At 63.7% G+C, this 12,955-nt stretch carries 12 protein-coding genes; 7 read left to right on the top strand and 5 right to left on the bottom strand.

Annotated elements, in window-relative coordinates:
• The first annotated feature begins 23 nt into the window (after window positions 1-23).
• Window positions 24-2,450 carry a TonB-dependent receptor gene (locus QQL85_RS19685; RefSeq protein WP_284356566.1) on the top strand — a complete coding sequence of 809 codons (2,427 nt, stop codon included), beginning with the start codon at window positions 24-26 and terminating at the stop codon, window positions 2,448-2,450.
• Window positions 2,451-2,490: 40 nt separating this feature from the next.
• On the opposite strand, the gene QQL85_RS19680 is transcribed toward QQL85_RS19685, so the two are convergent.
• Window positions 2,491-3,381, bottom strand: coding sequence for a LysR family transcriptional regulator (locus QQL85_RS19680; protein ID WP_284356415.1), 891 nt, complete (start codon window positions 3,379-3,381; stop codon window positions 2,491-2,493).
• A 102-nt stretch (window positions 3,382-3,483) separates the two neighbouring features.
• On the opposite strand from QQL85_RS19680, the gene QQL85_RS19675 reads away from it, so the two are divergent.
• The 5 genes from QQL85_RS19675 to zapE all read left to right on the top strand — a co-directional run bounded on the left by QQL85_RS19675 (window position 3,484) and on the right by zapE (window position 8,354).
• The gene (locus tag QQL85_RS19675; protein WP_284356414.1) at window positions 3,484-4,563 is read left to right on the top strand and encodes a polyamine ABC transporter substrate-binding protein; all 1,080 of its coding nucleotides are present in this window, start codon (window positions 3,484-3,486) and stop codon (window positions 4,561-4,563) included.
• A gap of 35 nt (window positions 4,564-4,598) precedes the next feature.
• Window positions 4,599-5,564, top strand: coding sequence for an agmatinase (gene speB / locus QQL85_RS19670; protein ID WP_284356413.1), 966 nt, complete (start codon window positions 4,599-4,601; stop codon window positions 5,562-5,564).
• A gap of 157 nt (window positions 5,565-5,721) precedes the next feature.
• Window positions 5,722-6,039 carry a hypothetical protein gene (locus QQL85_RS19665; protein ID WP_284356412.1) on the top strand — a complete coding sequence of 106 codons (318 nt, stop codon included), beginning with the start codon at window positions 5,722-5,724 and terminating at the stop codon, window positions 6,037-6,039.
• A 22-nt stretch (window positions 6,040-6,061) separates the two neighbouring features.
• A complete protein-coding gene (locus tag QQL85_RS19660; protein WP_284356411.1) occupies window positions 6,062-7,207 on the top strand; it encodes a PQQ-dependent sugar dehydrogenase in 1,146 nt (381 codons plus the stop codon).
• Window positions 7,208-7,247: 40 nt separating this feature from the next.
• Complete coding sequence (zapE, locus tag QQL85_RS19655; RefSeq protein ID WP_284356410.1) at window positions 7,248-8,354, top strand: cell division protein ZapE; 1,107 nt, start codon at window positions 7,248-7,250, stop codon at window positions 8,352-8,354.
• Between the two features lie 30 nt (window positions 8,355-8,384).
• On the opposite strand, the gene QQL85_RS19650 is transcribed toward zapE, so the two are convergent.
• The 4 genes from QQL85_RS19650 to yegQ form a co-directional block, all read right to left on the bottom strand.
• The gene (locus QQL85_RS19650; protein WP_284356409.1) at window positions 8,385-9,383 is read right to left on the bottom strand and encodes an alpha/beta fold hydrolase; all 999 of its coding nucleotides are present in this window, start codon (window positions 9,381-9,383) and stop codon (window positions 8,385-8,387) included.
• Window positions 9,384-9,458: 75 nt separating this feature from the next.
• The gene (locus QQL85_RS19645) at window positions 9,459-9,896 is read right to left on the bottom strand and encodes a YqaA family protein (RefSeq protein WP_284356408.1); all 438 of its coding nucleotides are present in this window, start codon (window positions 9,894-9,896) and stop codon (window positions 9,459-9,461) included.
• Complete coding sequence (locus QQL85_RS19640) at window positions 9,896-10,324, bottom strand: DUF411 domain-containing protein (protein WP_284356407.1); 429 nt, start codon at window positions 10,322-10,324, stop codon at window positions 9,896-9,898. Before QQL85_RS19640 ends, QQL85_RS19645 begins: the two co-directional genes overlap by 1 nt.
• Before the next feature lie 77 nt (window positions 10,325-10,401).
• Window positions 10,402-11,736: a tRNA 5-hydroxyuridine modification protein YegQ gene (gene yegQ / locus QQL85_RS19635; protein ID WP_284356406.1), complete on the bottom strand. Its 1,335-nt coding sequence runs from the start codon at window positions 11,734-11,736 to the stop codon at window positions 10,402-10,404.
• A 133-nt stretch (window positions 11,737-11,869) separates the two neighbouring features.
• Between yegQ and QQL85_RS19630 the strand changes: the two genes are divergently transcribed.
• On the top strand, window positions 11,870-12,934 hold the full coding sequence (locus tag QQL85_RS19630; RefSeq protein ID WP_284356405.1) for an AI-2E family transporter: 1,065 nt from the start codon (window positions 11,870-11,872) through the stop codon (window positions 12,932-12,934).
• Window positions 12,935-12,955: the final 21 nt, after the last annotated feature.

Here is a 12,955-nt window from a genome sequence, read left to right as displayed (position 1 = left end):
CAGGAAGCTCATTCGTGCCTCTGATGCTCAAGCCCTTGCACCCCCGTCGCGGTTCTCTTCACCACGCCCTGATGTCCTGCAGCGCCCTGGCCATGCTGGTCGGCCCGCTGCATGCGTCGGCCGCGACCACTGCCGAACACACCCAGATGCAAGCCCGTCAGGTTCAGCTCGACCTGCCAGCCCAGCCGCTGGACCAGGCCCTGACCACCTTTGCCGACCAGGCCGGCCTGCACTTGCTGTACACCACAGGCGATGTCGCAGGCGTTGCCAGCCCGGCCTTGCACGGCAGCTACAGCGTCGAGCAAGCCTTGCAGCAGTTGCTGGCCGGCAGCGGCATGGGCTGGCACTTCAGCGACGCCCGCACCGTCACCCTGCGCAAGGCCGAGGCCGTACCGCAGGCGGTCAACCTCAAACCGATCGAAGTCAGCGTTGCCTCGCGCACCAGCACCGCAATCAGCGAAATCCCCGGCACTGTCTGGGTGGTCGACCAGCAGCAGCTGCGTGAGCAGATCGACAGCGGCGTCAGCCTGAAGGAAGCCATCGGCAAGCTGGTACCCGGCCTCGACCTGGCACCGGAAGGGCGTACCAACTACGGCCAGAACATGCGCGGGCGCAACGTGCTGGTGATGATCGACGGGGTCAGCCAGAACAGCTCGCGCGGCCTGTCGCGCCAGTTCGACAGCATTTCGCCGTTCAACGTCGAGCGTGTCGAAGTGCTGTCCGGCGCCAGTGCCATCTACGGCGGCGGTGCCACCGGCGGTATCATCAACATCGTGACCAAGAAGGGCGAGCCCGGCCCGGCGCGCTTCGAAACCCAGCTCGGCGCCAGCAGCGGCTTCAACAACAGCGACGACCTGGCCACCCGCTTCGCCCAGTCGATCAGCGGCGGCAACGAGCGGGTCAATGCCCGGCTGGGTATTTCCGGTGAGCAGAACGAAGCTTTCTACGACGGCGCCGGTGACCAGATTTTCATCGACAACACCCAGACCGACCTGCAGTACAACCGCACAATCGACGTGCTCGGCACCCTGGGCTTGCAGTTGAATGACCAGCAAAGCCTCGATCTGCTGGCCCAGTACTACGATTCGGGCAACCACGGCAGCACGGGTATCTACTTCCCCAACCTCGATTACAACGCGCCATCCGACCTGGAAGACGCTGAGCTGCGCAGCGGCTATTCGTCGGACCTGGAGCCGCGTACCCGGCGCTTGTTGCTGAACGCCAATTACCATCACACCGACGTGCTGGGCCAGGACTTCTACCTGCAGGCCTCGTACCGCAAGGAAGACGATAACTTCTACCCGTTCCCGTACTACAACCGCGCCACACCCACCGGTTCGCGTGGGGTGTACTTCGCGGCCTCGCAGCAGAACTTCGAGGTCACCAGCCTCAAGGGCCTGTTCGCCAAACAGTGGGACACACTGAAGCTGACCTACGGCGTCGACCTGGACCGTGAGCGCTTCAATGCTGAGCAGACCACGTTCAACGCCCTGACCTCGTCCGAATCGGGCGGCCTGGAGATGGAAAAGGACAGCAAGGCCGCGCGCTATCCCAGCTACCAGGTCGATGGTGTATCGGTGTACGCGCAGCTGGACTGGCATGCCACCGACAACCTGACCTTCTCCGGCGGCGCCCGGCGCCAGCAGATGGACGTGGACGTCAGCGACTTCAAGGGCGTGCCCGGCGGCAGCAACGACTACCAGGTCAACCTGTTCAACGTCGGCGCCATCTACGACTTCAAGAACGGCCACCAGGTGTGGACCAACTACGGCGAAGGCTTCGACCTGCCGGACCCGGCCAAGTACTACGGCAAGCCAGGCCTGAGCGTGGCCGACAACCCGCTGGCCGGCATCAAGAGTCGCCAGGTGGAGCTGGGCTGGCGCTATGCCGACCTGGACTGGGATGCCCAGGCGGCGCTGTACTACATCTGGTCGGACAAGATCATCAACGTCGATTCGCAAACGCTGACGATCAACGTGGAAGAGCAGAAGAGCCGCGACTTCGGCTTTGAAGGTGCGCTGACCCGGCACTTCCAGACGGGCTGGGAAGCGGGCGGTACACTGCACCTGACCCGCTCCGAGGAAGAGGCTGCCGATGGCGGCTGGAACAAGCGTGATGCCCGCTATGCCTCGTTGTCCAAGGCCACTGCATTTGTCGGCTGGAAGGGTGATAGCCGCAGTGCGCGGCTGCAGGCCAACCATGCCTTCAGCCTGAAGGACGATGCCGATCACGAGATCGACGGCTACACCACTTTCGATCTGCTGGGCAGCCAGGACACCGGCTTTGGCACCTTCAGCGCCGGTATCCAGAACCTGCTGGACAAGCAGTACAGCACGGTCTGGGGGCAGCGCGCGACGCTGTTCTATTCGCCGACCTATGGGCCGGCGTATCTGTATGACTATCAAGGGCGAGGGCGTACCTACACCCTGACCTGGAGCATGGCTTACTGACAGTTGTCGCCTGAACCGGCCTCTGTGGGAGCGGGCCGGCTCAGGTAAACGCTGCCAGCAAATCCTGCGCAAACGCCTGCTGGGCCTCGCCCACCGTTTGTGCCCGGTGCCGAGCCAAGGTAAACGGCACCACAAAATCCAGCCCCGGGTCCAGCGCCCACAACACCCCACCGGCCTCCCATTCCTGCGCACAATGGTGTGGCAGGTAACCGATATGCCGCCCCGACAGAATGAACGTCAGCACGCTCTCGATCTGCTCCGCTACCGCCATGCTGCGCCGACTCTGGAACGGTTCACCCCCTTTCAGAAACCGGTAGGGATGGCGCACCTGGTCCATCTCCAGCAGCCGCTCGAGCCCGACTTCTGCCTCACCGAACAGCACATGCCCCTTGCCGCAATACAGCCGTTGCCGCTCCTCGAACAAGGGTTGGTAATCAAACGCCGCCTGGTTGCCGGAAAAGTAGCTGATGGCGTAGTCCAGCCTTTGTTCCAGCAACAACCGCTCCAGCTCCGCCGGTGGTGCGCTGATCAGCTCCAGTTGCACCGACTCCTCTCGCGTGCGAAACGCTGCAATGGCCGCCGCCAGCCGCAGGCTCACGGCTTTGTCCTGGTTTTCCGCCATGCCGATGCGCACGGTCCCCAACAGTCGCCCGGCCACCCCATTGGCCTGCTGGCGGAACTGCTCGATGTTCAGCAGCAGCCCACGCGCAGCCTCCAGTAGCAATGTGCCTTTCTCCGTCAGGTGAAAGCCGCCTTTGCCCCGGCTGCACAGGCGGTAACCCAGGCGTGCTTCCAGCTGAGCCATGCGCTGGCTGATGGTGGGCTGGCTCAGGCCCAGCACGCCCTGCGCGGCGCTGAAACCACCGGCCTCGACTACAGTGACGAACAGCCGCAGCAGGTGCAGGTCGGGGTCATGCACTTGTCCGAGCATTACATTGCTCCTTGCTAATGTCAGCTTTACGAACTTGCCATTCTTGCAATGTAACCCGGCTGGCATGCTTGCGGCATCCACCCATTTGCCGAGGTGTCCGCCATGCGTCGATCGTTGTGCCTGTTGTCCCTGGTTCTGGCCTTGCCGCTGCAAGCCGAAGAAAAGGTCGTCAACCTCTACAGCTGGGCCGATTACGTCGCCCCGCAAACCCTCAAGCGCTTCGAACAGGAAACCGGCTACAAGGTGCGCTACGACACCTTCGACACCACCGAAGTGCTGGAAACCAAGCTGCTCACCGGCGGCAGTGGTTACGACGTGGTGGTGCCATCGTCGACCGTGTTGGCCCGGGCGCTCAAGGCCAACGCCCTGCAACCGCTCGACCCCCAGGCCATGCCCGGCTACAGCAACCTCGACAAGGACCTGCTGGCCAAGCTTGCCGAGGCCGACCCCGGCAACCGCCACGCCGTGCCGTACACCTGGGGCACCCTGGGGCTGGGTGTGAACGTGGAGGCCGTGCGTCAGCGCCTGGGCGATGTACCGCTGGACAGCCTCGACCTGCTGTTCAAGCCCGAATACGCCAGCCGGCTCAAGGATTGCGGTATTGCGATGCCCGATTCGCCGCAGGAGGTGATCGGCGTGGCCCTCAACTACCTGGGCAAGGACCCGTACAGCCAGAACAAGGATGATCTGGCCGCTGCGCAGCGCCTGCTGAGCCAACTGCAGCCGTCGATCAGCTACGTCGCCAATGGCCGGCAGATCAGCGACCTGGCCAACGGCAGCGTGTGCCTGGCGCTGACCTACAACGGCGATGCGGCGATGGCCGCCGACCAGGCGCGCCGTGCCGGCAAGCCATTCGAGTTGATTTACCGCATCCCCCGCGAAGGCACGCTGGTGTGGCAGGACAACCTGGTCATCCCCAAGGATGCCCCGCACCCCGAGGCAGCGCGTGCCTTCATCGCCTTCATGCTCAAGCCAGAATCGGTCGCTGCGCTAACCAACACGCTGTTCTTCGCCAACGCCAACCAGGCGGCCACCCCGTTGGTGGACGAGGCGGTGCGCAACGACCCGGATATCTACCCGCCGACCGAGGTGCGTCAACGCCTGTTCGCCGACCGCAGCATGGCCCTGGCCGACCTGCGCCAGCGCAACCGCCTGTGGACTGCCTTCCGCACCCGGCAGTAACCCATGACACCCCATGACAACCCAGGAGCCCGACCGTGGAGCAAGCCGCAAGCAACGACCAGGCAATGACGCGTGACAGCCTGTACGGCACTGCCGCAGAAAGTACCTACGCCGGCATAACCAGTTTCTCCCGCCGCCGCTACAGCCGCGATTTGCGTGGTGTGGATGTAGTGGTCAGCGGTGTACCGTTCGATACCGCTACCAGCAACCGACCTGGTGCGCGTTTCGGCCCTCGGGCGATCCGTGCTGCCTCCGTGCAGCAGGCCTGGGCCCGGCACTGGCCGTGGGCGTTCGACCCGTTCGACCACCTGGCAGTGATCGACTATGGCGACTGCGCTTTCGACAATGGTACGCCGCAGTCGGTGCCGGACAGCATCGAGGCTCATGCCGAGCACATCCTGCAGGCGGGCTGCGCCATGCTCACCTTGGGCGGCGACCACTTCATCAGCTACCCGCTGCTGAAGGCTCATGCACGCCGTCATGGCCCGCTGGCGCTGATTCACTTCGATGCGCACAGTGACACCTGGCCGGACGAGGAGGGCAAGCGTATCGACCATGGCACCATGTTCTGGCATGCCGCCCGTGAAGGCCTGGTAGACCCGGGTAGCTCGGTGCAGATAGGCCTGCGCACCACCAATGACGACAACCAGGGCTTTGCCATTCTCGACGCCCGGCAGGTGCACCGTCGGGGCACTGAGGCGATCATTGCGGCAATTCGCAAGCGGGTGGGTGAGCGGCCGGTATACCTGACCTTTGATATCGATTGCCTCGACCCGGCTTACGCGCCTGGCACAGGTACGCCGGTGTGTGGAGGGTTGAGCACGGTGCAGGCGCTGGAAATTCTGGGCGGGCTGCGCGGCATCAACCTGGTCGGCATGGACTTGGTGGAAGTGGCGCCGGCCTATGACCATGCCGATATCACGGCACTGGCGGGGGCGACCCTGGCGATGGAGATGCTGTGTCTGTATGCGGCGCGGCACAAGGTGGACCGAGCCCAGTAGATTCATTACGGCCTTTCGCGCGCAAAGTAGCCTTTCAAGGCCCATACTGAAACATCAGGAATCAACTCCACCCGCATTCACACTTTTGCCGCGAACCCTTCGCGCCTTAGGCTATCAACACCCCCAAGGCGCGGCATTTTCGTACAGGAGGTGAAGCATGAACCCGTCATTGCCCATCCTGGCGCTAGGCCTGGCCTTGTGCCTGCCCGCGCACGCTGCCCCGCAGCCACCTGTGCAGCTTGCCGCCGGCAACAACAACCCCTACAACAGCCCGATTCAGCGCGCCAACCCCAACAGCCGCCAGGGCAGCATGCCGGCCACCCCGCCCGTGCGCGGCCCGTCCACCGACCCGTACCAGCGCACGCCCAGCCTGGACAACCGGGGCATCGGCAACGGCGACAACCTGCGCCGCCAGCAGCAAACCCCGAACCTGGAACCCACCCGGCCACCCCGCGACAGCACGCGTGCGCCGTAAGCCTTTACGAAAGGAATCCTGCATGCCCAGAGCACCTTGGCTAGCCACCCTGACTGCCGCCGCACTCATGCCCCTGTTGGCGCAGGCAGCGGCAGAGCAGCAGTTTCGCAGTGAAGAGGGCACCTTGACGGTCAGCACCCTGGCCGATGGCCTGCGCAACCCCTGGGCCTTGGCTTTTCTGCCGGGTGGCAAAGACATGTTGGTGACCGAGCGTGCCGGCAACTTGCGGCGGGTCAACGCCGAAGGCAAGGTCGGTCCGCCCATCAGCGGTGTGCCCAAGGTCTGGGCCGAGGGGCAGGGCGGCTTGCTGGATGTGGTGCTGTCGCCTGAATTCGACAAGGACCGCACCGTGTACCTGTCCTTCGCCGAGGAGGGCAGCGACGGCAAGGCTGGCACCGCGGTCGGCCGTGGCCAGCTGTCCGAAGACGGGGCCCGGCTGGAGAACTTCAGCGTGATCTTCCGCCAGCAACCCAAGCTGTCGGTGGGCAACCACTTCGGCTCGCGGCTGGTGTTTGACCGCGACGGCTACCTGTTCATCGCCTTGGGCGAGAACAACCAGCGCCCTACTGCCCAGGACCTGGACAAGCTGCAAGGCAAGGTCGTGCGCATCTTGCCGGATGGCGAAGTGCCCAAGGACAACCCCTTCGTCGGCAAGGATAACGTGCGGCCGGAGATCTGGTCGTTTGGCCACCGCAACCCGCAAGGCGCCGCGCTCAACCCTTGGACCGGCAAGCTGTGGACCCACGAGCACGGCCCGCGTGGCGGCGACGAAATCAACATCCCCGAGCCCGGCAAGAACTACGGCTGGCCGATAGCGACCCATGGCATCAACTACTCGCTGCTGCCGATCCCCGAGGCCAAGGGCAAGCACGTCGATGGCATGGTCGACCCACACCATGTGTGGGAGAAGTCGCCAGGCATCAGCGGCATGGCGTTCTACGACAGCCCGACGTTCAAGGCCTGGGACCACAATCTGTTCATGGGTGCACTGGCAACGCAGGAGCTGATTCGCTTGCAACTGGATGGCGACAAGGTGGTGCATGAAGAGCGCTTGCTGGGGGACCTGAAGGCCCGAGTCCGCGATGTGCGGGTGGGGCCGGATGGGTACCTGTATGTGCTGACCGATGACAAGGACGGTGCGCTGCTGAAGGTAGGCCTGGCCGACTGACACGCTCCTACACGGACAGCGTTGCCGTGTAGAATTCGTTATGGCTATAGATCCCAAATCCCTCTACCAGCAAGCCCTGACCACTCAGGGTTATGTCGCCGACCCTGCCCAGGCCCGCGCCGTCGAGGCGTTGCAAGCCTGCTTCCAGGCTGTCGAACACGGCCGCACCTCTCAGGGCATCTACCTCTGGGGGCCGGTTGGTCGCGGCAAAACCTGGCTGATGGACCAGTTCCATCGCTGCCTGCGCCTGCCCAGTCGCCGCCAGCACTTCCACCATTTCATGGCCTGGGTCCATCAGCGCCTGTTCCTGCTTAACGGCACTGCCGATCCGCTGCTGGCACTGGCCCGAGAACTGGCCGGGCAGATCCGCGTGCTGTGCTTCGACGAACTGTTCGTCAACGACATTGGCGATGCGATCATCCTCGGCCGCCTGTTCCAGGTGCTGTTCGATCAGGGCGTGGTGATTGTCGCCACCTCCAACCAGCCACCCGAACAGCTTTACCGCGACGGCTTCAACCGCGAGCGGTTCCTGCCGGCCATCGCCGCTATCCAGCGGCATATGCAGGTACTGCCGGTGGCAGGCGAACAGGACCACCGCCTGCACCCTGGTGCAGAGCGTCAACGTTATTGGGTCGCGCAGGCAGGGCTGGACAGCCCGCTGGGCGAGGTGTTTCGCCAGCTAAGCCCGGATGACGCCGGCACTGATCAGCCCTTGGTCATCGGCTCCCGGCACGTTCAAGTCGTGCGACGCAGTGAGCAGGTCATCTGGTGCCGCTTCACCGACCTGTGCGAACAACCGCTGGCAGCCATGGAGTTCATGTCCCTGTGTGATCGTTTTCCCGCCGTCCTGGTGTCGGGCATTCCTGCGCTGGGCGGTGAGCAGCGGGCCGGGCGCATTGCGCGTGGCACTGAAGATGGCGCAGCGCGGGTGGTGGCCGGTGATCGCGAGCTGCCGGCGCTGTCGCCCAAGGACGACGCAGTGCGCCGCTTCATTGCCTTGGTCGACGAGTGCTACGACCGCCGGGTGGCATTGTATCTGGAGGCGCAGGTTCCGCTTGAAGCGTTGTATACGCAGGGGTATTTGGCGTTTCCTTACCAACGAACCCTCAGCCGGCTGCGGGAGATGCAACTGCAGCGGTTTGGCTGAATCGTGCAGGGGCCGTTAAGCGGCCCCGCCTCACTTGCTCAACCATTCGACCAGCGTGCGGTTGAATCGCATCGGTTCTTCTATCTGTGGCGCATGCCCCATGCCTTCGAACGTGATCAGTTCACCCTTGGGGATCATCTTGGTCACTTGCGGCCCCAGCACGTCATACTTGCCCAGCTTCGCCTTCACCTCCGGCGGAGCGATATCGCTGCCAATGGCAGTGGTGTCCTTGTCACCCATCAGCAGCAAGGTGGGCATCTGAAGGTCCTTGAATTCGTGATACACCGGCTGGGTGAAGATCATGTCGTAGATCAACGCCGAGTTCCACGCCACCGCTTCATGCCCCGGCCCCTTGTTCAGGCCCACCAGCATCTGCACCCAGCGTTCGTACTCTGGCTTCCAGCGCCCGACGTAGTAAGTCTTGCGCTCGTATTCGCGTACGCCTTCGGCATCCAGCTTGAGCTCGCGGGCATACCACTGGTCCACGGTGCGGTAGGGCACGCCGAGGGCTTTCCAGTCTTCCAGGCCAATCGGGTTGACCATGGCCAGGCGCTCCACTTGCTGCGGGTACATCAGCGCATAGCGGGTGGCGAGCATGCCGCCTGTCGAGTGGCCGAGCACGATGGATTGCTTGATACCCAGGTGTTCGAGCAAGGCATGGGTGTTGTCCGCCAGTTGCTGGAACGTGTACTGGTAATGCGAAGGTTTGCTGGAGGTACAAAAACCAACCTGGTCGGGCGCGATAACCCGATAGCCGGCCTTGCTCAGGGCGTCGATGGTGGTTTCCCAGGTGGCGGCGCAGAAGTTCTTGCCGTGCATCAGCACCACGCTGTGACCGTTGGCCTGGCCTTGGGCGGGCACGTCCATGTAGCCCATCTGCAGGGCCTGGCCCTGGGACGTGAAGTCAAAATGCTTGAGCGGGTGTGGGTAGCTGAAGCCTTCGAGCTGGGGGCCGTAGGTGGGCGACTCGGCGGCGATGGCCGGGCTGCCGACAAGGCAGGCCAGGGCCAGGGCGGTTGCGCGCAGCATGGGGGCACTCCGTGTAGGGCCATGTGGGAGTGCCCGACTTTAGCAGCCAGGTGCGTGGCAAGAACGTGAAAGGTGTTACCAGGCGTGAAACCAGCCCAGGGTAATCATCGCCAATACGGCATAGCGGCCAGCCTTGGCCAGGGTGACCAGCAGCAGGAAGCGCCAGAACGGTTCACGCATGATCCCTGCAATCAGTGTCAGCGGGTCGCCGATCACCGGCATCCAGCTAAGTAACAGCGACCACTGGCCCCAGCGCTGGTAGCGCTGCTGCGCACGCTCCAGCTGGGCAGCGCTGAACGGGAACCAGCGCTTGTCGCGCAGGTGCTCGATGGCCCGGCCCAGCAGCCAGTTCACCACCGAGCCCAGCACGTTGCCCAAGGTGGCCACCAGTAGCAGGGTCATCCAGGCCTCGGGCTGGCGCAGCAACAGGCCAACCAGCACGGCCTCCGATTGCAGCGGCAGCAGCGTGGCGGCGCCAAAGGCGCTGAGAAACAGCGCCGACAGGCTGAGCATCAGTAGGTGGCGACCACGGTGTCCTGGCCATCCGGGGTCACACCGATGACCTGGTAGGCGTCCTTGTGGTCACCCATTTCCATACCTGGCGAGCCCATGGGCATGCCCGGCACGGCCAGGCCCTTGAGGTCACTGCGCTTGGCCAGCAGGCGCACCTGTTCGGCCGGAACATGGCCTTCGACGAACTTGCCGTCGATCACGCCGGTGTGGCACGACGCCAGGCGTGGCGCCACCCCCAGGCGTTGCTTGACCGCGCTCATGTTCGGCTCGACGTGGTCATTGACGGTGAAACCGTTGTCACGCAGGTGGCTGATCCAGGCCTTGCAGCAGCCGCAGTTGGGGTCACGGTAGACGTCGATGGTCTCGGCGGCCTGGGTCAGACCGGTGATGGCCAGCAGGCCCAGGGGCAGCAGGTGTTTGCGCAGCATGGTGAAGCACTCCTTCCAGCATTGGGTCAGCAGCATAGCGTAAGCGGCTGGTCGCTGAGTTGCACGTTACAGTACTGTCAGCTTGCTGCCTCGTCGCCACCGAGGTCGCGCATCAGCAGGGCATGCTCGAGCGCGACCTGCTCCGGAATGGGCAGGTACACCACATGGCCATCGCCCGGTGCCACCTCGATGGCCTGCTGCTGGCGGTTGCACAGGCGATGCAGATCGAAATGGTAGTTGCCGCGCGGTGTCATCAGCTCCAGGTGGTCGCCCACTGCAAAGCGGTTTTTCACCTTGACCTCGGCCAAGCCATCGACACGCTCGCCGGTCAGCTCGCCGACGAACTGCTGGCGCTCCGAGACCGAGTTGCCGCGCTGGTAGTTCTGATATTCGTCGTGCACATGCCGGCGCAGGAAACCTTCGGTGTAGCCGCGTTGCGCGAGGGATTCAAGGTTGCCCATCAAGGTACGGTCGAACGGCCGCCCAGCCACCGCGTCGTCGATGGCCTGGCGATACGACTGCACCGCGCGGGCACAGTAGAAGTGCGACTTGGTGCGCCCTTCGATCTTCAGCGAATGCACACCCATGCCCGTCAGGCGCTCGACGTGCTGGATGGCACGCAGGTCCTTGGCGTTCATGATGTAGGTGCCGTGCTCATCCTCGAAGGCTGGCATTTCAGTGCCGGGGCGGTTGCTTTCCTGCAGCAGGAACACGTGCTCTGTGGGGGCGCCCAGGCCAAGGGTGGGCTGCACTTCACGCACGATGTCGCCGGTGGTGTTCTCGGTGGCGGGTGTGGCGTCGTACTTCCAGCGGCAGGCGTTGGTGCAGGTGCCCTGGTTGGCGTCACGCTTGTTGAGGTAGCCCGACAGTAGACAGCGGCCGGAATACGCCATGCACAGCGCGCCGTGGACGAACACTTCCAGCTCCATGCCCGGTACCTGCTGGCGGATTTCTTCGATTTCTTCCAGTGAAAGCTCGCGGGACAAGATCACCCGGCTCAGGCCCAGTTGCTGCCAGAACTGCACGCTGGCCCAGTTGACCGTGTTGGCCTGTACCGACAGGTGCACCGGCATCTGCGGGAAGTGCTGGCGCACCAGCATGATCAGGCCGGGGTCGGACATGATCAGTGCGTCTGGCGCCATGTCGATTACAGGTGCGAGGTCCTTGAGGAAGGTCTTGAGCTTGGCATTGTGCGGGGCGATGTTGACCACCACATAGAAGCGCTTGCCCAGGGCATGCGCCTCCTGGATGCCCAGCGCCAGGTTGGCGTGGTCGAATTCGTTGTTGCGCACCCGCAAACTGTAGCGCGGCTGGCCGGCATAGACCGCGTCGGCACCATAGGCAAAGGCGTAGCGCATGGTCTTGAGAGTGCCGGCGGGGGCCAGCAGTTCGGGCTTGGCGGTAGGGTTCATGTGCGCACCGGGGCAAAAGGCGCGGATGCTAGGGCCGGCGGGAAATACATGTATTGATTTACATCAAGGGAGTGGCGGCACTTTTAGCCAAGCGGCGCGCACTAATATCCAAGAAGCCACTTGAGGACCTGCGATGAACGAAGCCGCTCTACAGAACAAAGCCCTGGCAGTACTTTTGGCGCTGGTGACCATCGCTTTCTTCTGGATCCTCCTGCCTTACTACGGTGCGATCTTCTGGGCGGTGATACTCGGCATCCTGTTTGCCCCGCTGCAGCGGCACCTGCTGATCCGCTTTGGCCGCAGGCGCAACCTGGCTGCGGCCACGACCACATTGGTGTGCCTGCTGGTGGCGATCCTGCCAGTGATCATTACCAGCGCGCTGCTGGTGCAGGAAGGTGCCACCTTGTACCAGCGCATTGAAAGCGGGCAGTTGGACATTGCTGGTTATGTAGAGCGCGGCAAGGACATGCTCCCGGCCTTCGCCCAGCGTGGCCTGGACAGCATGGGCATGGGCAACCTCGATGGGCTGCGCGACAAGATCAGCAAGTGGGCTACCCAAGGCAGCCAAGTGCTGGCCAGCCAGGCGTTCAGCCTGGGTCAGGGCACGTTCGAATTCGTGGTCAGCTTTGGCATCATGATGTACCTGTTGTTCTTCTTCCTGCGTGAAGGCGCGGACGTGGCTCGCAGGGTTCGGCTGGCCGTGCCGCTGCCCGAGCACCAGAAGCGTCGACTGCAGCTGAAATTCAACCGCGTGGTGCGGGCGACGGTGAAAGGCAACGTGTTGGTGGCGATCACCCAGGGGGCGTTGGGCGGTTTCATCTTCTGGGTGCTGGATATTCCCAGTGCACTGGTGTGGGCGGTGCTGATGGCGTTTTTGTCACTGTTGCCGGCGGTGGGGGCGGGGATCGTGTGGGCGCCGGTGGCCGCGTATTTCCTGCTGACCGGGGCGATATTGCCGGGGGTGATCCTGACCGCGTTCGGTGTGCTGGTGATCGGCTTGGTGGACAACCTGCTGCGGCCGATCCTGGTGGGCAAGGACACGCGCATGCCGGACTACCTGATCCTGGTGTCGACGCTGGGTGGGCTGGCGGTCTTCGGCCTCAACGGTTTCGTGATCGGGCCATTGATCGCAGCACTGTTTGTGTCCAGCTGGGCAATCTTTGCCTCGACCAAGCCGCAAGTGCAGTTGCCGCAGTAGAACGTGTACCGGGGCTGCAAA

Source organism: Pseudomonas putida (genome assembly GCF_030159595.1).
Lineage (GTDB): Bacteria > Pseudomonadota > Gammaproteobacteria > Pseudomonadales > Pseudomonadaceae > Aquipseudomonas > Aquipseudomonas putida_AC.
This window is presented reverse-complemented; position numbering and strand designations above follow the sequence as displayed.